Raw genomic sequence first — 21,347 nt, forward strand, 5'->3', positions numbered from 1 at the left:
TAAGGGATTTGATATCCCATAAAGGTAAAGAGAGGTATTAATCTTATAATATAGCTAATTTAACATAATATACATTATACGAATATTGGTATTATTAGATAGGTGGGATAAATGTGGTGTTATCCGATCGCATATTTTAACTTATTTGCGCTGATTTGGTTAATGTGTGTTGCCACTAAGTTTGCTCCTTGAGTTTACGCTTTCGCGCTTACTCGTATATATATGCTGGATACCGAGCTAATAAATATGCTTCTGGTTCGTAATGAAAATGTACGTAGCGAAAATTTTGTTTCGCAGGCTGCACACATAAGCTTAATGTTCTGCATTGCATTTGTTTGATTCACTTAGCCGCGTCTGTTCGTTTTGCACGATTTAGATTTCACTGGAATGCGCCTATCAACTTATTTTAAATACCGTTTTAGGTACGTTTATCCACTGTTTAAATACGTGTTGCTGTAACTCAACAATAAAAGAATCTCATCATTGCTTCGCCACTTATCAGCACAGTAATGTGTTCGATACTAGCACTCGTGTTTGCTTAACCAAATTAAGGTAAAGATTGCTAACGATTTCCATATTTAAGGATCTCATCGTTCGTATAAACAACATGCTCAAGGGCTTCAAATTAAGGGACGGCTGCGTCTTCGAGCGATAAAAAATAGCATCGTTCCAGCCAACAAAAAGCCACCGAGTGTCTGCCATTGATGAATATTGGTTTGTGTCGCTAACCAAAGGCTTAGTGAAAGTGCTATCGGAGCTGCAATAAGAATTGTCAGGTTAACAGCAGGTAAATTTGCTCGTTTGCGCAATATGGGCAGTGCAATAATCGATAATATATACGCTAGCAATCGTGCCAGTGTGCTGATGGCAGCGAGTACTAAGAAATTGTCCCATAACGAAAATAGTACAGCCCCTACCCCAAAAAAGATAATTGAGTTGGCGGGCGTACCCCAGCGTGAGACCTTGGCAAACCAATCTGGTAATAACCCGTCATCGGCCAGCGCTGGCGGCATTCGGCTGGCTGAGGTATGCCCAGCAGTTAGGTTGGCAAGTACGCTCATGACAATGGTTGCAGCAATAAGCGAAGCACCGATATCGCCCGCATATTCTCTGGCTAATGCGGTGAGCGGCGCATCCGTGCCGGTACCCGCAATGACACTATAACTGTATGCCCATTGCAACCCGAAATACATTAGCGTGACAGCGGCTAACCCTATCATCAGAGCCCGTGGCATAGCGCGCTGAGGTTCTTTAGTTTCACCTGCGGGTATTGTTGCATTTTCAAAGCCGACAAATGCGTAAAGCGCCGCCAGGGCTATGCCTTCAACAGCGCTGAATTGTGGTAGCACTAGATTCGCTGGGCTTGACGCTGCGCTAACCCCCACGAATATCAGAATTAATAAAGGCAAAATTTTAAACAGCGTCATGGCGCCTAGTACAGCGACTACCCACTTTATGCCGACAACGTTGATAATGGTGAGTCCTCCAAGTATGGTGACGATCAATGCGATTTTTGCTGGCCCTTCGCCAACAAGTGGCCATAGCGCTGCAGCATAGGCAACTAACACCAGAACGTTGGCGCCTTGACTTATCAGCCTAGCGGCAAAGAACGTCCAACCGATGACAAAACCCGGATAGTGACCAAACGCGTCACCAACGTAGCGCTGAGGTCCGCCCGAGCGATCGGTTAGCTTCGTCAGTTGTGCGAAGCATACAACAATGGCCATAACAAGAAGACCCCCTATCAATAGCAGCCAAGGGGCAAAAGTGCCAACGGCTGCATGGAGGGCTTCGGGCAGACCAAATATACCTGCTCCAATCAAGCCGTTAATCACAATAAAGAGAACGCCAAGCATTCCCATGTCTCGTCGATACTTTGAAGTGACGCTCTTCAAACGGAGTCTCCTAAGTGCAGTGATAAAATTGATGCAGTTTTTGAAAAATCAAACACTTAGCAAAACTATAAAGCATAGCAATCTGACTTAATAGCGTTAATACGACGTCCGCTACTATGCAGGTAAGCACCATACTCATACTCAATCAACGAAATTCAATTGTTACAATAAGCCTACCTGCTCAGAACTAAAATGAATCAATTGCAGGCATACCCAATATATCGTATATTTGATATATACGATATTGATTGGGAGAAAAAATGTCCATTGAAACGTTTATTCAGGCATTTATTGGAGGCTGCTTAATTGGCTTAAGCGCATTTTTACTGCTGTTATTTAATGGCCGTATCGCTGGGATTTCTGGTATTACCTTTACAGCTTTGTCAACTTCAGGCGCAGCGAATCATTGGCGCTGGTATTTCATTGCGGGCCTCATAATGGGTCCTATTGTAGCTCAGCCGTTTGGCTTTACATTACCTGATTCTATTGTGGGGGCTTTTAATGCATCTGATACAATTTTAGAGAATATCTTGGTTATGTTGCTCGGCGGTATTCTAGTGGGATTTGGTACACAATTAGGCTCTGGTTGCACTAGTGGCCACGGTATCTGTGGCATCAGTCGCTTGTCTTTTCGCTCTATTTTGGCTACCTGCTTATTTATGCTAAGTGGGTTCGCGACTGTCGCGCTTATTAAACACGGTCTTGGAGGTATATGATGGGTGAGATTAGTGATAAAAAACAGGTAGTTGCCCCGCCAACCGTTGAGGCTAACAATACTAAACTGAATTTTATGGCTTTGTTTACGGGAATACTATTGAGTGTCGGCTTAACCGTTTCGACTATGGTTGATCCTGCCCGCGTAATTGGCTTTTTGGATATTTTGGGTGCTTGGGATCCAGCCTTAGTGTTCGTTATGCTTGGTGCCATCATTGTTTACATGCCATTGTATTGGTTACTGATACCTCGAAAACGTAAGCCTTTACTAGGCAGTGAATTCCATTTACCAAGCAAAGTAAAGGTCGACCGCTTCTTAGTGATTGGTGCCGTTACGTTTGGCATTGGATGGGGAGTAACGGGTATTTGCCCAGGCCCTGCGATCGCCAATATAAGCAAAGGTAACTTCTTTATATTTATTTTTATACTTTCGATGGTCGTTGGTATGCTTGTCGCTTCAAAAGTTAACAGCAGCATTATGTGCTCAGGAAAATCGATTTAATGAACCTTGAAGAGATGCGTGAGAACGCCCAAGAGGCAGCCACTCTATTAAAAGCAATGGCCAATCAACATAGGCTGTTGCTATTGTGTTTATTGAGTAGAGGGGAAATGTCGGTATCAGAATTAAACGAGCAAGTGACTATTCCTCAGTCAAGTTTGTCTCAACATTTGGCGGGTTTGCGTCGAGAAAACCTTGTGATTACAAGGCGAGAGGCACAAACCATTTATTACTCCTTGGCCAGTAGAGAAGTAAAAGCGATTATTGATACTCTGTATGCATTATATTGCACTTCGCAGGATTAATTGACTCAAATACACACATTCTAGCGTTAAACGTAGGCTGCCAAGAACACTAGCCTTGACCCGCATGATAAACAGATAACGTCCACTTAGTGACTTTTTCTTTCATTGTTACTTCGTTGACGGGCTTAGTCAGATAATCGCTCATGCCTGCACTTAGGCATTTATTCCGTTCTCCTAGCATTGCATTAGCAGTCATGGCGATAATAGGCATATTTGTATAAGACTCCCCTGCCTCACCTTTTCTGATTCTCTGGCTGGTTTCATAACCGTTCATGATCGGCATTTGACAGTCCATCAATACACAATGAACCGCTTCACCTCTGCGCTGCGCTAAAATAAGTTGTTGCAAAGCTTCTTTGCCGTTGGTTGCCTGAAGCAGCGTTATGGGTAAGCCTGCTAGAATTCCCTTTGCCACTTCAATATTGATTTCATTGTCATCGACGATGAGTAATCTGGCACCTTTAATCTTTTGTATATCTGGGTGAGCCGTGTCGAAGTGAGGCTGTACATTTGACCGTTCTGCGTCTTTCTCAGCTAACGCTGCTTCGTCTGGATTCAACAGCGCCATTTTTTGAATGAATTCTGAGCGCAATATTGGCTTAGTTAATACAGTAGGCTTGATATTCTCAAGCCAAGCTGTGGGCTCTCCATCTCGCTTGAGTAACACGACTTTAGATGCACCATTGTTAATATTGATCGTTTTCGTCCATGCGTTATCAAGTTTCAGCAAAAACGGGTGCTGTTGATCGACTACAAAATAATCGGGTAAAAAAGAAGTATCTACTGCTGTTTGAGCAAAGGCATGGGTGAAATCATTACGGTCGATGATGTTTCCCCCTAAGGTTTCTATCATACGACAGGTACTTTGATAGAGCTCATCTTGCTCGATCAATACCACACTAGACGTGTTGACTAGTTGTTGCTCTGGAGCCGCAATTTTACATTGTTTTAGATCGGAACTAATAGAGAAGTAAAATGTACTTCCTTTATTTTTCTCAGATTCAAAATGCACATCGCCATTTAAAAGCGTGACCAGCTGTCGACATATAGACAGCCCTAAACCCGTTCCCCCATGTTTAGAAGCAATGCTACTGTCTTCTTGTGAGAATGCACTAAACAATTTGTGTTGGTTTTCTGTTGCGATACCGGTGCCAGAGTCTTCAATCGCACAATTCAATATGACGTTTCCGGTGTCGGTTTGTTCGGTGTAAGCAGAAACTTTTATATAGCCTTTCTCGGTAAATTTAATCGCATTGTTGACTAAATTCGTCATGATTTGAGAGAACCTATGGGGATCACTAACCATAGAAACACAATCTAAACGCGATACATCGATGACGAATTCTAACCCCTTTTCCTGGGCTTTGACTGCCATACTGCCACACAGGCTTTCAATCAAATTAATGGGGTTAAATGACTTGAAATCTAAATCGAGTTTACCTGCTTCAATTTTAGATAAATCTAAAACATCATTCACTAGCGTGGACAACGTGTTGACACTGACCTCAGTCATTTCAATATAACGTTGTTGACTTTCAGTTAGAGGTTCGCGCTTGACTAAGTTTAAAGTGCCAATAATACCGTTTAACGGGGTGCGCATTTCATGGCTAATATTTGAAATAAAGGCGCTTTTAACTCGACTTGCTTTTTGTAGCTCTATGGTTCGCAGCGCAACCTTTTCTTCTAACTCGGCATTAGCTTGTTTGATTTTATCATCGGCTATACGCTCATTCGTTACATTGCGTGCGATGATAGCAATGCCTTTCACTTCACCAACATCATTAGAAATAGATGAAAAAGATAGGGATAGATACCGCTGGCTACCCTCTTTGCTGTCAATTTGGGTTTCGGCTGTTAACTGTGTATCTTTGTTTGACAGCTTATCGAAAATATCCCCTAGTTCTACGTCGTCAAATACATTGAGTTCAATAAGGGAATTTCCCATAACAGATTGAGCACTGAGCTCAAGCAACGACTCGGCCGCATAGTTCCAACTGATAACCTCACCCGTAACAGTCACACTGATGATGGCATCTTGCGAGGCACTTACTATGGCCTCTGATTGTGCTCTAGCGTCCGCGAGTTGTTGGCTTTTTCTCGCACTGCGATTAAAAAAGCTGAGTACGATCAGCATGATTGCTGTTATCGACCCCAAAAATGCGTAAACGGTGGTGCGTCGCTGCATTTCAATTGTGTGGACATAGGATTCAGGTGCCATTAGTTTGGCAAATAAAAAGCCGGTTTCTACATCTCCAGTGACTAAAATTTTACGGCTCAATACATAGTAATTTTCGCTATCATCTTCGCTAAAACTTACCTGAGTAAAGTGATCACCTAAGTTACCATAGTGTTTAAAAACCGTGTCCCATTTATATTTAGGTGCTAAGTCACGACTGTATTGGTGGTCATGCTTGGGCGTCACTAAGAAATAGCCATCACTGTCGGTCATAATTAAATAACTTGGTGCTTCAGGTACATTTTTTATTAAATCCAATAGCTTACGGGCATTAATGTTGACAATTAAAAAGCCAAAACGACCGCCGTTATCATCAAAAATCGGTAGCGATAAGCGCAGCATAGGCCGATAAGGAAAGTCTAATTTTCCAAATTCTCGATTTAATGTAATTCTCGACATATACATTTCGCCAGGAGCAAGCTTTGCGCTTTTTTGCGCATATTCACTGTTGCGTTTGCTCTGTAAATGTTCAGGTGGAACAACTTCAATTTTACCATCTACGCGATCTACTCTAACGAGTTCCATCGCACGTTCGTCTGCACTGATTATCCTTAGCTGATCATACTCACTGTTACTTTGCAAAAATGCGGCAAAGGTCGACTCTAGGCGTGTTTTCCATTGCTGGGTTGTCGCGCTATCGAAAGGATCAATACCGTTGTTTATTAACGCGCGAGGCAGACCTCTAACGGGTGGTGTGGCATGAAGAAAGCGCAAATCATGGCGATAATTATCAATTTTTTCTTGAACCTGCAGGTTAATTTGATCCCCGGCGGTAGATAATGTGCTTCTTACTTCACTCGTAACTGATTGACTTAATTGCGATTCGAAAACGGCAACGGCTACTGCAAAAAGGAGCAAAATAGAAACTAGGCTAATTAACAAAGCATGTTTATGAAATTTGAACCCGGTACGAATAGAAGAGCTAGCTTGCGCCATCAAGAGGTCCTTTTTTATTCCTAATATAAATCAACGGCTTGTATACCGAATAACATTACACTTATAGCGTATATACTTTAGTCTAATAACGCTACTAAAATGGCAAATTTGATTGAGCCAAATTGATACTCAAAAACGTTATCGGCCAAATCGCCACTTTTTGCATAGTATTGAGGTTCAGCTAAGAAAAATGCAAGCAAGATGCGGTATAATTTTTTACCTCGCAAAACACGTCATTAAAATGAAAGTAGTTTTTGCGTAAAACTTGTCTTACATCATTTGTTAGGGCTAAACCTAAGTTAATATAATGAGTAAGAGTCAATAGTTTGGTCTATGAAATAAGGAGTAATACTGTGAATGTTAACCACATATTAGTGATTGCCGATCGTAAAGAGTCATTACAAAAAGCAGTGGGCCACAGCGCAATATTAGCGAGTCAGTTTAATGCATCTGTGCATGTTGTGGGTTTCTGTTATGAGCGCTTATCGATTTTAGCGGATAACACGCCTGAGCAAGAATTAGAGAATGCTAAACAGAAAATTATTCAAACAAGCCAAGCCTGGTTGGATGAAACAGTTGCAGGCTCTTCCCTACCGTCGTCCACCACAGATGAAATGGTGTGGAGCAAAGATATTGCTGGCTGGGTTACCCAACACTGTGCTGACCATCAATATGATTTAATCATTAAAACGGGTCATCGCAGTGAACATGCTTTTTATGTTCCCACAGATTGGCATTTGTTAAGAAATGGCAGCGCACCTTTGCTGTTAGTAGCAGATAAAAAATGGCGAAAGAAACAATCCATCATGCTCACGCTGGATCTTGCATCTAGCAAAAAAACCAAACAATCGTTAAATCAAAAAGTGATCGATGCGGGGATACAATTGGCAAACGTTAATAATATGACGCTGCATGTTTGCTTCGGACTGGCACTGTCACCTGTTTTGAAGGATCTCGGCATAATCAATAAGAGCAAGTTGTTACAAGAGGCGAAGGAAAAATATATCCCTCAGATCAAGCAGATGTTTGGCGAGACGAAGATAGCTGAAAAGAATATTCATATTAAATCAGGCTACCCAGATAAAATCGTGCCTAGTGTTGCATCTGATATCGGCGCTGCGCTCGTAATAATGGGCAGTGTCGGTCGTAAAGGTTTAAAGGCTAAAGTACTAGGAAACACTGCAGAAAATGTTCTGACATTGCTAAAAACCGATGTCCTAATAATACAACCCTAGAGTGAACTTCTATTCTTTTGCTTCAGCTATAGAATGTGCAAACAATGAAAAAAGACCCTAGCCAAGTGGCCGGCGTTTCATTAATGAATTTCCGAGAAAGTCAAAATGAGTAAGCGAGAAAGCCAACGCCTATCGCTAAATAACGCTATCAAAAACATCAAATATTCGTTAATTTTGTCACTTAGCGTTCTTCAATCTCTTTCAACAGAAACGTATAGGCCTGAGGCGAGATTATTTTAGCTGACAGGAAAAAGTATTTAAGTGACCAATCCTATTAATCGACTCTCTTCAACTCAGTCAGCGATAGATGCCAATGCACAATTAAATGCGTTATTGGATGCCGCCGTTGATGCCATGATTATCATTGATCACAAAGGTGCAATAGAATTATTTAACACTGCCGCGCAGCGTATGTTTGGTTACTCAATAGAAGAAGTGATAGGTCAAAATGTAAAGATATTAATGCCAGCGCCTTATCAAGAAGAACACGATACCTATCTTAATAACTATATAAAAACGAATGAAGCAAAAATCATCGGTATAGGCCGCGAAGTCAAAGCATGTAAAAAGGACGGCAAGGTGTTTCCAATTGAATTATCCGTCGGAGAAGTGAAAGACTCAAGCCGAAAACAGTTTGTGGGTATTATTCGCGACATATCCGAACAGGTAAAAGCCCGTTCTGATGCTATAGCGAGCCGAGAAAAATTAGCACATGTAACGCGCCTGAGCACCATGGGTGAAATGGCTGCGGGGATTGCTCATGAAATCAACCAACCATTGTCTGCCGTTAGTAGTTATGCTCAAGCGTGTAAAAACATGTTGCTTCGCTCAAAGAGCGTCGTCAACCCAGCTGAACAACAGCGGTTAACCGACACGTTAGAGAAGATCAGTCATCAAGCACTCAGAGCTGGAGAAGTCATTCGTCGACTGAGAGCCTTCGTTAAAAAACGTAACTCAGAACGAGATTATGTTGATTTTAATGCGCTAATTGAAGAAACAATCGACTTGGCTAAAGTCGATACACGATTGCTAGATCATGGTGTTGAGGTCACACTAAATTCATCCCCTGCCCCTTTTTTAATGATTGATCAGATACAGATACAGCAGGTATTGTTTAACCTTATTCGCAATGCCATAGATGCAATGGAAGAACAACCCACTGATCCGGTGATGATTGAAACGCGATGGCTCAATGAGCAATACCTTGAAATTAGCGTGACTGATACGGGGTATGGGATATCAACACAAAACGCTGAACGCTTGTTTCATCCGTTTTTTACTACGAAAACATCAGGGATGGGTATGGGGTTGCCAATCTGCCAGTCTATCATTCAATCTCACGGCGGTGAACTTAAGCACAAACCCAATCATCCGAAAGGTAGCATATTTAGTTTTACCTTGCCGGCAAAGCCGCAAATAACCAGTTACAGCGAAGAGCAATAAAACAATGAAAGAGAGCAATCCCCCTCCTAGTTTTGAGCAGGTAGTTCACATCATTGATGATGATGAGGCGGTATTAGATTCTTTAAGCATGCTCCTTGATTCTGTCGATATCAAAAATGCCACATACCCAAATGCACAGTCCTTTCTAACTGCCCATGAGGGTGACAGAATCCAACAATTAAGTGGTTGCATCGTACTGGATATTCGTATGCCAGGAATGAGCGGCATGGAATGTCAACAGCGCTTAGACGCACTGAAGTGTCCTTTACCGATTATTTTCATTACTGGCCATGGTGATGTGCCTATGGCGGTAGAGGCAATGAAAAAAGGTGCAATAGAGTTTATTCAGAAACCTTTTCGTGAACAGGAGCTACTCGACTGTATTCACCATGCATTGACGTTAAATAAAACGGCACAAAAACGGGCTTTTCAGTCACTCGATATTGTACAAAGATGTAAGTCACTCACAGTACGAGAAAAAGAGGTGATGGAACGCGTTGTAGCAGGCCAACTCAACAAAAATATTGCCAGCGAGCTTAATTTAAGCCAACGAACTATTGAAATTCATCGTGCAAACATGATGGAAAAGATGCGCGTTAAATCCCTAGCAGAATTGATGACGTTGCTTTTAACGAATGAATAAAAGTAAAAATAACATTAATTGTGACAGTGTTATATGTCAGCAGAGTAATGATTATTTGATCTAGCGCAATTCACCAATCTTAGAACGATATATTGTTAGCTGGGTATCGATATTAACTTAAAGCGTCAATGTTCAACCATCATAAAAATCACCCAAAATTACCGATTATTTATCTAGTCGATCATCAACGAAAAGCGCTCTTAGCACTTACAAAGTTACTGACGCCCTTAGGCGCAGAGATAGAAAGCTTCGTCAGTGCAGAACGCTTTTTACGGCATGCTATTAATGATGAAGCAGCCTGCCTGCTACTAGAGGCAGATTTACAAAATAATAAAGGGAGCGGTATAGCGCTGCTAGAACAGATGGCAGTTCGTGGAATATATATCCCAACTATTATTCTTGCGAGCTCCAGTGATATTCCTAGCGCTGTAAGGGCTATGCGTGCAAACGCTATTGATTTCATAGAAAAACCTTACGTCGAACACATGTTAGTTCGACAAGTAAAGTCACTCTTGAGTCAAACCCACAGCACGCAGTTGCATACCCCTAGCGTTTAACGCGTCGCTAGTTTATCGCTCTGTATAATGTGTATCGCATTACCTTGCCGTAAATAAGAAAGCGCCCTTAGCACTGCACAAACAAAACTATTTCGCGATTAACTTGCCTTTGTACATCTGCATCTGGCAATGAAAGTCGTATTCGCCCTGCTCAAGTGCAGGGAGTGCTAGTTGGTTGTTTGTTCCCATTGTCAGTTCTTGACTGATGTCTAACTGAGGAAATATTACCATTTCAGCACAAGGTGCAGCGTCTTGTCGGTCAAATCGCAAATTTACCTTTTCCCCTGCATTTACTTTAATATTGCTTGGCTGATAGACGCCATTATTAACGACAATATTCACTTGGTTATTATTCGATGCGACTTGCTGCGGTTTGTATAACCAGAACCACCAAACAATTGCTGCAATTAACGCTATTCCTAGGACATTTACGTAAAGCATGGCTTACCCTCCTTCTTGCGGATAAAACTGAGTTATTTACGATTTTTGCGCTTTAAAAAAGCGTAAACGGTTGGCATTACTGACGACGGTTAATGACGATGCCGCCATTGCGGCCCCCGCGATAACCGGATTAAGCAATATGCCAAATATCGGGTATAGTAGTCCCGCAGCAATAGGTATTCCCCCTACGTTATATATAAACGCCCCTAACAAGTTTTGTTTGATATTGCGAATAGTGGCTTGGCTTATCGCCAGTGCATCAACTAAGCCATGTAAAGAGCCGCGCATTAAGGTGATATCGGCACTTTCTATTGCCACATCGGTGCCTGTTCCAATCGCGAAACCCACGTCAGCTTGCGCTAAAGCTGGCGCATCATTGATGCCATCGCCTGTCATACCAACCACTTCTCCATTTTGCTGGTGTTTTATCACTTCATTGACTTTGTCTTGTGGCATCACTTGGGCAATAAAATTATCGATTCCGACACGTTTTGCCACCGCTTTCGCGGTGGTTTCATTGTCACCAGTAAGCATCACCAAATGTACCCCTTTCTTCTTAAGACGCTCAATAGCATCAACGGAGTCGGATTTAATGGGATCTGAAACTGCTACAATTGCACTTAACATATCGCCGCGGGCGAAGTACATAGGAGTTTTCGCCTCATTCGCCATTGTTTGGGCTTGCTCAGCCCCACGGCTTACATCTATGTCAAATTGGTTCATCAAGGCTTGATTACCGAACAATAATCTCTCGCCGTTGAGCTCCCCCCTCACGCCTCTTCCTGTAATAGCATCGAAATCACTGACTTGACTGGTTTTATATTGTTTGTCTGCTGCATAGCTTAGAATTGCCTCTGCTAACGGATGTTCAGAGCCACTTTCTAAGCTGGCAATTAGCGGCATAATGTCATCTTCTTTGTGTTCATTAAACAATATGACATCGGTAACAGTTGGGGTGCCTTTGGTAATCGTGCCTGTTTTATCAAGGAGCATGGTCGTAATCCGAGAGGCGGTTTGCAGTGCTTCGCCATTTCGAATCAAAATACCCGATTCAGCCGCTTTACCAATTCCAACCATTATCGACATAGGTGTTGCAAGCCCCAAAGCACAAGGACATGCGATAATCAGTACAGTAGTAACAGCCATGATCGCATAAGCTATTGAGGGCTGTGGCCCAATGTTCAGCCATGCTAATCCAGATAGCACCGCTAAGATCATGACAATTGGAACAAAGTAACCTGAAATAACATCTGCTAATCGGCCGATCGACGGTTTCGAGTTTTGTGCCCGCTTGACCATATTAATAATATGCGACAACGTTGTGTCTTTACCCACGTGGGTTGCTTTAAAAAGAACACTGCCGGTTTTATTTATGCTACCCGCAACAATCTTATCTCCTGAAGCTTTACTCACAGGCATGGGCTCGCCTGTTAGCATGGATTCATCTACAGTCGTTTTTCCTTCACATATTTCTCCGTCTACAGGCACTTTTTCACCTGGACGTACACGAATAACATCCTTTAGCTGTACTTCCGAAATGCTCACATCGATTTCTTTATCGTCCTTGACTATGCGCGCGGTTTTCGATTGTAATCCTATTAGACGCTGGATAGCTTCAGAGGTGCGTCCACGTGCTTTAACTTCGAATGCCAACCCAAGATTAATTAACCCAAGAATCATAGCTGATGCTTCGAAATACACATGGCGTGCCATCTCAGGTAATATTGCAGGCGCTACAATCACAACCATGGAATATATCCAAGCCGTGCCCGTTCCCAGGGCTATCAAGGTATCCATATTAGCAGAGTGGTTTTTGAATGACTGCCACGCCCCGCGATAAAAATGGTTTCCGGTTTTCACCATTACGGCCAGGGTAATCAAGCCCACAACAAACCAGACTGCGCGCTGATTCATTGTATCGACGCTCATATCACCAATAAACAGGCCGTAAAGCATCAAGGGGACTCCAACGAGCAAAGCAATATACATATTACGCATCAGATCCCTGTAATGCGCCTCGTCGGCGTGCGCTTTCTCATCTAGCGCGTCTTGCTCAGATTCGCTGTCCATTGGTTTCGCGTTATATCCGATTTCTTGGATCGAGCGAATAATTGACGCTTGATTTACATTCCCATCGATACTGACAGTGCGCTGCGCAAAATTCATTTCAACAGCGTCGACTCCTTGCAGGTTATGCAGTACTTTTTCAATTTTACTGACGCAACTGGCACAACTGGCGCCTTCAATAATAAAGCTTTGGTTTTTTACGGATGGGCTACTCTTATTCATCATTCAGCTCCTTCTCGTTTGAGTCGACAAAGGTTTCGATTAGGCTGCAAACCTGATCAGCATTCGCACCATTTGGCGCTGAGTCCCATTGGTGCAACGCGGATTTCATTCGATTGCGTAACCTTAAGGTTTGTTGAAATAGCGCCTCGGTTTCCACAAGCCGCTGAGCAATTAACTCTCTCGTTAACGGGCACGGACAATGACCTTGTTCTGACTCATGAATAATGTCTTTGATATCTTTTACTGAAAACCCAAGGTGCCGTGCGCTTAAAATAAACCTGAGGCGTTTTTGATCAGCTTCACTGTATTGATGATAACCATTGCTGGTGTCGCTGGTCGGATTAAGTAGTTTTATCCGAGTGTAATAGCGCACAGTATCCGGGGTAACCGACATTTTATTTGCAAGTTGTTTAACTAACATGAGCACATCCTCATTTTAAACTGCGCTCTAACGATAGCGTTGAGCGAAGAGCTATATACCTGATGTATTGATGTTAAACCTAGGTCTAACTCACAGGTCAAGGAGAATCGACATCAGTTTAAAAATAATTGAGATGGTACAAGTGACGTAATCTTGTATCACAGTACCTCAATATGAGATTGCGACGGGTACTTCGTTTTAAAGGAGATATAGAAGAATAACTAAGTCAAATCGCTTTATTTCGACCAGTGTGCTTGGCTTTATATAGGTTTTTGTCAGCAAGTGCAGTTAATTCAATATTATAATTTTGCTTGGCTTCAATTGTCGCTGTGCCAACACTTACTGTTAAATACTTGTGCGGAGACAATTTATGAGGAATTTCTAACGCTCTTATATTATTAAGAATAAGTTCTGCCACGTGCTTTGCCCCTTCAGCCCCAGTATCGGGAAGGACGCATATAAATTCTTCTCCGCCGTACCTAGCGACTATATCCGTGGGTCTGTGCAAAGATTCTTTTATCGTATACGCGGTCAGTTTTAACTGATCGTCTGCCACTAAATGACCATATTCATCATTAAATTGCTTGAAATAATCAATATCTATCATTAAAAGGGAAATAGCGTGATTGGTGCGTTTAGCTTGCGATGTTTGCCTAGCAAGATAGTCGTCAAGGTAGCGCCGATTATACACTCCTGTTAAGCCGTCTAGATACGCCAACTTTTTCAACAAGTCTGCTTGGAATTTCTGTGTTAAATGAGCATTGACGCGATTAGTTAGTGGCAAAGGGTTTACCGGTTTCGTCATATAATCAATTCCGCCTGCTTGCCAGCATGCATTTTCTTCCTCTGCTTTTTGTAAAGAGGTAATGAATACCACAGGGATATCACTAATATTTGGGGTGTTTTTAATAATTTTGCAGGTTGTTAGACCATCTAAATCGGGCATAATGACATCCATCAAAATGAGATCAGGCGGGTCTGACAAACAAATATCTAGCGCTTCTTGTCCCGATTTTGCAAACCTAAGTTGAAAACTGCTTCCTAATATCTGGTTAATTACTTGTATATTAATAGGTTGATCATCAACCACAAGTATTCTCGCGTTTTCCAAAGATACCTTTGCTAATGTGTCAGTCGCTAAGTTCACAATTCACCTCTTAAATACATGTCTGAATGAGTCGATGCGCTGTCATATACTCGCTTTATTTCACTTGCGTTAACTGCAATAAACGTTCCTTTTGTTTAAAACAGTAACTTTGGCATGTACTTTTCATTATTGCAAAATCTTGGTTTAGTTCGTTATAAAGAAAAGCAGTAATGAATACGAGCCGAAGTCCCTATCGGTTCATGATCTGTCGTTCATTGAGGCAAAATACGATGAAACATCGCTCTTTTAAAGGGAACTTGTTTGGTATCAAGGTTCCCGCACAATAACTTGGGTAAGTTAGTAGCACTTTATTCATATAGGGTTTATCACTAATGAAAATAGCCTTTTTCAATACTAAAGATTATGACCGTTTCTATTTTACCCAAGAAAACAGCCGTAACGAACACAGTATTCGCTTTATCGAGACACATTTAAATGAAAACACTGTCCATCTGATCACGAATGAAACCGCGGTGTGCGTATTTATCAATGATTGTTTAAATGCAAATGTATTAACAAGTCTAAAAAGCAAAGGGGTTAAATTCATTGCGCTTCGATCGGCTGGGTTTAATCACGTCGATTTAGCCACAGCAAAAAAACTAGGGTTAGTTGTTACTCGGGTCCCTGCTTATTCCCCCTACGCGGTTGCTGAGCATGCAGTAGCACTGTTAATGACTCTAAATCGTAAAATTCATCGGGCACACAATCGTGTACGCGAAGGCAACTTTTCATTGAATAACTTACTGGGGTTCGATATTCACGGAAAAACAGTGGGCGTGATTGGAACTGGCAAAATAGGCCAGATTTATAGCAACATTATGTTGGGGTTTGGTTGCCATGTTTTGGCCTATGATGTCAAAACCAACGCAGAATGTATTGCTGCGGGTGTTGATTATGTGCCATTAAACGAGTTGCTATCACGAAGTGATATTATTTCCCTGCACTGTCCCCTCAATGATGAAACACATCACCTAATCGATGAATCCGCTATTAATTTAATGAAACCGACGGTGACATTAATTAATACCAGTAGAGGCAAATTAATTGACACTAAAGCAGTAATTAACGCGTTAAAAGCACAGAAAATTAGTTTGTTAGGCTTAGACGTATATGAAGAGGAAGAGGTATTGTTCTTTGACGATTTTTCTTCTAGCGTTATACAAGACGATGTGTTTGCGAGGTTACTTACTTTCCCTAATGTGTTGGTAACAAGTCATCAGGCATTTTTTACCCAAGAAGCCTTAACCCAAATTGCCCATGTTACGTTACAGAATATCAGCGAGTTTGAACAAAATGGAGTAATACAAAATGGCGTCGATAACTTCACCTGACCAATCCAATGAGCTATCAAATAAGCCCTCACGCGTCGCGATATTAACCGGTGGCGGAGACTGCCCAGGCTTAAACGCTGCCATTCGAGGGGTCGCGAAAACCCTGATGCTCAGGACTAAAACAGAAATAATTGGTATCGAAGACGGCTTTTTAGGCTTTATTGAGCGGCGTTCTCGAACACTTACCTATCAAGACTGTAGCGGTATCCTATCGTTAGGCGGCACTATGATAGGCACCCATAACCGCGCCAATCCATTTGATTATAAGGGAGAAGATCATTCAGCGGCCGTCAAACGATACTATGATGAACTCGCCCTTGATGCGCTCGTTATCATTGGCGGCGACGGCACATTAAGTATCGGCTATGAATTGACGAAACTGGGTATGAATATAGTTGGCGTGCCTAAAACCATTGACAACGATTTAATGTGCACTGAACGGACATTTGGTTTTGACACGGCCGTTAGTATAGTGACCGACGCAATTGATCGTTTGCGCACCACGGGGCAGTCTCATAAACGGATTATGATCGTCGAGACTATGGGGAGAAATGCAGGCTGGATTGCCCTTCATGCTGGTATAGCTGGTGGAGCTGATAGCATTTTAATACCCGAGCACCCTTACGATATAAAATTAGTCGCGGACGCCTGTAATAAACGAATGGGTACCCATCATTTTTCCATCGTCGTGGTCGCAGAAGGTGCGAAACCGATTGACGGTGAAGTGTGTACACGAGAAACGATAAAAGATAGTCCTGAACCTACGCGTCTCGGAGGGATTGGCGATCAATTAAAGCAGCAATTAGAGCAACTTACAGATGCCGAGATCCGTTCTACCACATTAGGCCACATACAGCGAGGGGGCTCTCCTACCTCATTTGATAGAATTTTTGCGACTAACTTGGGCAGCTATGCAGCTGAATTAGTGATCAATAAGCAGTATAACTGTGCTGTTATTCAGCGAGGAAACCAATTGTCTGAAGTGTCTCTTGATTGTGTCGCGCACAAAACCCGCAATATCCCCAATGATGATCCAACGTTGCAAACGGCTTTATCAATGGGCATATGTTTTGGAACAAAAGCGTTGTTTCGACGTAGCGCTAAATCGAGTGAGTATGAATGATACTGGATAATTCCGCTGTTACGACAAATACATTTTTGTAACCAATACGCATCAACTTTTCAGCACTGAAGGCGGCGCGTACGGCACTGGCACAATGAAGATATATTGGTCGAGTTAATCTGACTGTAAGGCAGGTATCTTCATCTCTAACACTCCATGAGAGGTAATCATCCATCTGTTAATAGAACTGCGCTTCACATATTGGTGCCTGATAGGGGATATTCAGTCGCAGAGCGCAACATAGCATGTTGCATCACATCATATTCTCCTGCCGTTTGACTGAATGGGTCGCTCAGGCATATTTTGTTCATTTCTGGCATATTCAGCAGTGTTATTTGGCGACGCTGAACGTGAATCAACCCCTGTTGTTGCATAGACGTTAGCAATCTGCTGACCGTTTCGATCGCCATACCTAGATAATTGGCGATATCGATACGTGTCATACTTAAAGTCAATTGTTGTGACGATAAGCCTCGCTTAGCGAGCTTGAGGGATAAATCAAGTAGAAAACGGGTCAGGCGCTGAATCGACGTCATGCTGTGTACGTTCATCAGTTGCTGCTGTTGATTCAGTGTATTGAGGCTCATAGTGCTTAATAATTGCTGACGGCCTACCTCAGAATGGGCAACCAGCGCATTCACCGCATTTAAGCTTATGTAACACACACTGCTTGTTTCTAGAAAGGTGACATTGTGGGCATGTAATTTATGAGCAAACCCGTCTGTACCAAGTAAATCTCCAGGAAAATAGAAATCAACTATTTGCTCATCGGCCTCAAAAGTCATAGTACTCGCTTTAGCGGAGCCTGAACGCATGATGTACAAAGCATTAAATGCATTACCTGCACAAAATAGTGTGTCTCCCTTGTGATAGATTTTATGCGTCAACACCTGAACTTTTTGCATCGCACTTGTACTGTTTATATTTTCTGTGCAATTTCTTGACAGAGCACAATATTCACACGTAGGGCTAGACTTACAATGAGATGTAGACATGTAAACTTCCTTAGGCCGTTATAATAAATAAGGTGAGCCGTGATCATATCTAAAATACTATTTCGCTGATATTCGGTCTAATGCGTATTGTGTTTCGGTTTATACCTAACTCGAGCTAGTCGTGGATATTTATGGGCTTAGCGTTACGCACATCTTCTGCCCATAATTGGGGGGGGAAACGAGTTCCTCTTTTTCGCTTCGTTATTTTATTATGTAGCTGCTTTTTCTCAGGAAATTACGCCTAAAGTAGCAGAGATAAATAAACAAAAGAAGCTATTCTCTAGCAATCGAAGTAGTAGCAGGCATCGTTATGAGAATCACATTCACAGGTATTGCGATATTAGTGTCTTTAAGCTGCTCCGCGTTTGCTGTTGAGCAGCACAATAAGCACAGAGTCTCCGTTAGACAAATTAGTCATCAACTTAACCAACAATTTCCCTTCACGTTAGACTTTAATGGCATTAAAGCGGCATTCGAAGATCCAAAGATTGTTTTAGATGTACTAGAGCAAAATATTGAAATCGAAGTTTCTATGTTTGCACAAAGCCAAGGTGCTTGGGTCAAAGTACCGTGTAAGTTAACAGGCCATCTGACGTTTGATCCAATAGATAAACACCTTATTTTAGATAACCTGTTATTTGATAAGTTAAAAGAAACAGACGATGACAAAAGTCTGTTTGCGGAATCTTCGCAGCTCATCACCTTTATTCAACAAACCATAGTCAACCATTTACCTGATTTAACATTAGTAGATTTCAATTTGTTAAACACACCTTTAACGCCTGAAGCAACGAAAGGACTACTTATTCAACCTCGCCACGTTCAACTTATATTTTAGTGATCTTAATCGAGTTTACCCATTTGAAAATCACATTTAAAAAGGTCGCTGGATCGTGAATATTGAACGAATTGTTAAGCGAAAAATAAGACGCTGCTACTTTGTGTATGCTACTGTTAGCATAACACTGTTGTCGTTGCCATGGATTTACACCTACATTACTGCTCAACAACGGTCGTCCTCTCATCAATTTGTACAAACAACAGGGCATCAGTCCCTTATTATTCGAGATATCACGCTAAACCTATACAGGTTTGAACATGAATCTGACTTAGAAAAGAAGATCGCTATTAAGCGCCAAACGATTGCGTTAATGGGCCTGTTTAATGATAACCATGTGTACCTAAGTAACGCTGAACTCCCTAGAACGCTTTATCAAGGGACGTCTAAGTCACTATATGATTTGTTCTTAGGGGAAACAGAAAACATTGATAGTCTGTCAAAAGCGTTTTTTACGCATACCCAGCAGATTATCACTTCAGGGTTAAATCAATATCGCGAAGAATTGGATATATTCCCAGAGTCTTATAACTCACTTGTTCAATATTTATCGAAAGCAGAAGAGCAGTTTTTGCGCAACGAAGAACAAATTAATCAGCGTATGATCAATGTGAGTATTCTAGCCACATTAATCAGTTTATTTGTTTTTGCCATTACGATCGTCGCACTGATTTACCCAATTGAACACCTGTTGTTTAGACTTATTGAGAAGTATTCTAGTAATACGAAACGCACTTATCGCCTTAACAGAGAAGCAGGGTTAGATCGGGAAATTAAATCCCAGTTCTTGTCTAATATGAGTCATGAGCTCCGTTCCCCCATAAGCGGTATGTTTGGGATGCTGGAATTAGCGCAGCAAGAATCTGATATTGAAAAACAAAATAGCTATTTACTAAAAGCCCAAAAAGCAGGCCATCAACTGTTGTTGTTAGTCGATGAATTACTTGATATTTCCAAGGTTGAAGCAAAAGTACTTACCTTCGAAAAGGTTGATTTTGAACTTATTAAAGTTTTAGACAGCGTTATCGCACCTATGACAGCGAGTGCAGAAAAGAAAGGGTTAACGTTTTCATATGACGCTTCAAGCTCACTTCCGCAGTTTGTAACTGGTGACCCAATGCGGCTAGCTCAAGCGCTGAGAAATATCGTGAATAATGCCGTTAAATTTACCGATAATGGAGGGGTGTCAGTTAACGTCAATCTCACTATCGTAGATAAGCAGTATATGTTGGATATCTTGATAAACGATAGTGGAGTCGGTATTGCACCAGCGGATCATGAGCGTGTATTTTCCAAATTTGTTCAAATTTCAAAGGGGGTTGATAGTTCAATTAGTGGTACGGGCTTGGGGCTCACGATCGCCAGAGAATTTGCACAAGGAATGGGGGGAAGCCTTACCTTACATAGTGCCGAAGGAAAAGGAAGCACATTCAAATTATCGATTCCACTAGGTGCTAGTAAGCGAAACCATGCTGCCAGTACAACCAATGAACGAATTTCTTCTGCAAAGTTTGCGGTGATTGATGATTTAGAAACCAGCCGATTATACATTTCACATATTCTACAAGAGGATGGGTTTACGGTTGATGTATTTGATTCTGCGACAAAATTTCTACTAAAAAAAGACGAGATACTTGATTATGCAGGCCTAATTATTGACATTCATATGCCGGGTTTTAACGGATACGAGCTAGCAGAAACGATTCACGCGATGTTCGATACCAGCGCCCCGCCCTTTATTTTTATCTCGGCATCACCCGAATCAATTAATCATACACAGTTAAAATTTGTCGATATGTGGCAAGGTTTCGCAAAGCCAATGGATAAAAATCGCTTTATTGACTCAATTCGAGTTTTATCAGAAAAGAACATTTTGAATTCCGAGACATTCGAACCTGCAAATGTATTACTTGTAGAAGATGAACCCATTAATGCAGAGGTCGTTAAAACTATGCTTGAACGACATGGTCATTCTGTTGCCGTTGCTAACACAGGAGCAGCGGCCGTAAACTTAGCAACAACGCAGCACTTTAATTTAATTCTTATGGATATAAATTTACCAGACATGAGTGGCATTGAAACAACACGAAGTATCAAGGCTCACGGGGTCAAAACTGAAATTGTCGCCCTTACCGGAAACGCTTACGAAGAGGATAAACTTAAAACAAGAGAAGCCGGTATGACCTATCATCTTGTCAAGCCGGTTATGTTTCACGAGCTTAATAATGTGATTAAGCTCGCCTTACGTGTACAAGTAACTTAATCAAAAGGCGCCAATACTAATTCAACTATAACTAAT

Annotated in this window: 18 protein-coding genes; 11 read left to right on the forward strand and 7 right to left on the reverse strand. The window is 41.8% G+C overall.

The window, feature by feature from the left end; all coding sequences use genetic code 11:
* Positions 1–620: 620 nt before the first annotated feature.
* Positions 621–1,895 carry an APC family permease gene (locus FX988_RS02325; protein WP_254700700.1) on the reverse strand — a complete coding sequence of 425 codons (1,275 nt, stop codon included), beginning with the start codon at positions 1,893–1,895 and terminating at the stop codon, positions 621–623.
* Between the two features lie 260 nt (positions 1,896–2,155).
* Between FX988_RS02325 and FX988_RS02330 the strand changes: the two genes are divergently transcribed.
* The 3 genes from FX988_RS02330 to FX988_RS02340 are packed head-to-tail and all read left to right on the forward strand — an operon-like array spanning position 2,156 to position 3,413.
* Positions 2,156–2,611 carry a YeeE/YedE family protein gene (locus tag FX988_RS02330; RefSeq protein WP_160178159.1) on the forward strand — a complete coding sequence of 152 codons (456 nt, stop codon included), beginning with the start codon at positions 2,156–2,158 and terminating at the stop codon, positions 2,609–2,611.
* Positions 2,608–3,111, forward strand: coding sequence for a YeeE/YedE family protein (locus FX988_RS02335; RefSeq protein ID WP_254700701.1), 504 nt, complete (start codon positions 2,608–2,610; stop codon positions 3,109–3,111). Before FX988_RS02330 ends, FX988_RS02335 begins: the two co-directional genes overlap by 4 nt.
* The gene (locus FX988_RS02340) at positions 3,111–3,413 is read left to right on the forward strand and encodes an ArsR/SmtB family transcription factor (RefSeq protein ID WP_160178160.1); all 303 of its coding nucleotides are present in this window, start codon (positions 3,111–3,113) and stop codon (positions 3,411–3,413) included. The genes FX988_RS02335 and FX988_RS02340 overlap by 1 nt, the downstream gene beginning before the upstream one ends.
* Positions 3,414–3,462: 49 nt before the next feature.
* Here the strand turns inward: FX988_RS02340 and FX988_RS02345 are convergent, their stop codons facing one another.
* Complete coding sequence (locus tag FX988_RS02345; protein ID WP_160178161.1) at positions 3,463–6,585, reverse strand: ATP-binding protein; 3,123 nt, start codon at positions 6,583–6,585, stop codon at positions 3,463–3,465.
* Between the two features lie 353 nt (positions 6,586–6,938).
* Here FX988_RS02345 and FX988_RS02350 point away from each other — a divergent pair, with 353 nt between their 5' ends.
* The 4 genes from FX988_RS02350 (at position 6,939) to FX988_RS02365 (ending at position 10,463) form a co-directional block, all read left to right on the forward strand.
* Positions 6,939–7,820: a universal stress protein gene (locus FX988_RS02350; RefSeq protein ID WP_160178162.1), complete on the forward strand. Its 882-nt coding sequence runs from the start codon at positions 6,939–6,941 to the stop codon at positions 7,818–7,820.
* A 261-nt stretch (positions 7,821–8,081) separates the two neighbouring features.
* On the forward strand, positions 8,082–9,263 hold the full coding sequence (locus FX988_RS02355) for a two-component system sensor histidine kinase NtrB (RefSeq protein WP_160178163.1): 1,182 nt from the start codon (positions 8,082–8,084) through the stop codon (positions 9,261–9,263).
* Between the two features lie 4 nt (positions 9,264–9,267).
* Positions 9,268–9,906 carry a response regulator transcription factor gene (locus tag FX988_RS02360; RefSeq protein WP_160178164.1) on the forward strand — a complete coding sequence of 213 codons (639 nt, stop codon included), beginning with the start codon at positions 9,268–9,270 and terminating at the stop codon, positions 9,904–9,906.
* A gap of 128 nt (positions 9,907–10,034) precedes the next feature.
* Positions 10,035–10,463, forward strand: coding sequence for a response regulator transcription factor (locus FX988_RS02365; protein ID WP_160178165.1), 429 nt, complete (start codon positions 10,035–10,037; stop codon positions 10,461–10,463).
* A gap of 87 nt (positions 10,464–10,550) precedes the next feature.
* Here the strand turns inward: FX988_RS02365 and FX988_RS02370 are convergent, their stop codons facing one another.
* From FX988_RS02370 to FX988_RS02385, 4 genes are all read right to left on the reverse strand, one after another.
* Positions 10,551–10,904 carry a cupredoxin domain-containing protein gene (locus tag FX988_RS02370; protein WP_160178166.1) on the reverse strand — a complete coding sequence of 118 codons (354 nt, stop codon included), beginning with the start codon at positions 10,902–10,904 and terminating at the stop codon, positions 10,551–10,553.
* A 36-nt stretch (positions 10,905–10,940) separates the two neighbouring features.
* Positions 10,941–13,196, reverse strand: coding sequence for a heavy metal translocating P-type ATPase (locus FX988_RS02375; RefSeq protein WP_412761918.1), 2,256 nt, complete (start codon positions 13,194–13,196; stop codon positions 10,941–10,943).
* Complete coding sequence (locus FX988_RS02380) at positions 13,186–13,614, reverse strand: MerR family transcriptional regulator (protein WP_160178167.1); 429 nt, start codon at positions 13,612–13,614, stop codon at positions 13,186–13,188. The genes FX988_RS02375 and FX988_RS02380 overlap by 11 nt, the downstream gene beginning before the upstream one ends.
* 226 nt (positions 13,615–13,840) lie before the next feature.
* Positions 13,841–14,761 (reverse strand): diguanylate cyclase, encoded by a 921-nt coding sequence (locus tag FX988_RS02385; RefSeq protein WP_160178168.1) that lies wholly within the window; start codon positions 14,759–14,761, stop codon positions 13,841–13,843.
* Positions 14,762–15,093: 332 nt separating this feature from the next.
* Between FX988_RS02385 and FX988_RS02390 the strand changes: the two genes are divergently transcribed.
* Positions 15,094–16,092: a 2-hydroxyacid dehydrogenase gene (locus FX988_RS02390; RefSeq protein ID WP_160178169.1), complete on the forward strand. Its 999-nt coding sequence runs from the start codon at positions 15,094–15,096 to the stop codon at positions 16,090–16,092.
* Positions 16,070–17,215: a 6-phosphofructokinase gene (locus tag FX988_RS02395; RefSeq protein WP_201751627.1), complete on the forward strand. Its 1,146-nt coding sequence runs from the start codon at positions 16,070–16,072 to the stop codon at positions 17,213–17,215. Before FX988_RS02390 ends, FX988_RS02395 begins: the two co-directional genes overlap by 23 nt.
* A gap of 194 nt (positions 17,216–17,409) precedes the next feature.
* Here FX988_RS02395 and FX988_RS02400 read toward each other — a convergent pair whose 3' ends face one another.
* A complete protein-coding gene (locus FX988_RS02400; RefSeq protein WP_160178170.1) occupies positions 17,410–18,210 on the reverse strand; it encodes a helix-turn-helix domain-containing protein in 801 nt (266 codons plus the stop codon).
* Positions 18,211–18,520: 310 nt separating this feature from the next.
* Here FX988_RS02400 and FX988_RS02405 point away from each other — a divergent pair, with 310 nt between their 5' ends.
* Both FX988_RS02405 and FX988_RS02410 read left to right on the forward strand, forming a co-directional pair.
* Positions 18,521–19,048 (forward strand): hypothetical protein, encoded by a 528-nt coding sequence (locus FX988_RS02405; protein WP_160178171.1) that lies wholly within the window; start codon positions 18,521–18,523, stop codon positions 19,046–19,048.
* A 55-nt stretch (positions 19,049–19,103) separates the two neighbouring features.
* The gene (locus FX988_RS02410) at positions 19,104–21,311 is read left to right on the forward strand and encodes a response regulator (RefSeq protein WP_160178172.1); all 2,208 of its coding nucleotides are present in this window, start codon (positions 19,104–19,106) and stop codon (positions 21,309–21,311) included.
* The last annotated feature ends 36 nt before the right edge of the window (positions 21,312–21,347 follow it).

Origin of the sequence: Paraglaciecola mesophila (assembly GCF_009906955.1) — a bacterium.
Lineage (GTDB): Bacteria > Pseudomonadota > Gammaproteobacteria > Enterobacterales > Alteromonadaceae > Paraglaciecola > Paraglaciecola mesophila_A.

Excerpts from the sequence above, each read along its gene's own strand:
- FX988_RS02330 (WP_160178159.1), top strand. The coding sequence starts at position 2,156 with ATGTCCATTGAAACGTTTATTCAGGCATTTATTGGAGGCTGCTTAATT.
- FX988_RS02335 (WP_254700701.1), top strand. The coding sequence starts at position 2,608 with ATGATGGGTGAGATTAGTGATAAAAAACAGGTAGTTGCCCCGCCAACC.
- FX988_RS02340 (WP_160178160.1), top strand. The coding sequence starts at position 3,111 with ATGAACCTTGAAGAGATGCGTGAGAACGCCCAAGAGGCAGCCACTCTA.
- FX988_RS02345 (WP_160178161.1), bottom strand. The coding sequence starts at position 6,585 with ATGGCGCAAGCTAGCTCTTCTATTCGTACCGGGTTCAAATTTCATAAA.
- FX988_RS02360 (WP_160178164.1), top strand. The coding sequence starts at position 9,268 with ATGAAAGAGAGCAATCCCCCTCCTAGTTTTGAGCAGGTAGTTCACATC.
- FX988_RS02365 (WP_160178165.1), top strand. The coding sequence starts at position 10,035 with ATGTTCAACCATCATAAAAATCACCCAAAATTACCGATTATTTATCTA.
- FX988_RS02370 (WP_160178166.1), bottom strand. The coding sequence starts at position 10,904 with ATGCTTTACGTAAATGTCCTAGGAATAGCGTTAATTGCAGCAATTGTT.
- FX988_RS02375 (WP_412761918.1), bottom strand. The coding sequence starts at position 13,196 with ATGATGAATAAGAGTAGCCCATCCGTAAAAAACCAAAGCTTTATTATT.
- FX988_RS02380 (WP_160178167.1), bottom strand. The coding sequence starts at position 13,614 with ATGTTAGTTAAACAACTTGCAAATAAAATGTCGGTTACCCCGGATACT.
- FX988_RS02390 (WP_160178169.1), top strand. The coding sequence starts at position 15,094 with ATGAAAATAGCCTTTTTCAATACTAAAGATTATGACCGTTTCTATTTT.
- FX988_RS02395 (WP_201751627.1), top strand. The coding sequence starts at position 16,070 with ATGGCGTCGATAACTTCACCTGACCAATCCAATGAGCTATCAAATAAG.
- FX988_RS02400 (WP_160178170.1), bottom strand. The coding sequence starts at position 18,210 with ATGTCTACATCTCATTGTAAGTCTAGCCCTACGTGTGAATATTGTGCT.
- FX988_RS02405 (WP_160178171.1), top strand. The coding sequence starts at position 18,521 with ATGAGAATCACATTCACAGGTATTGCGATATTAGTGTCTTTAAGCTGC.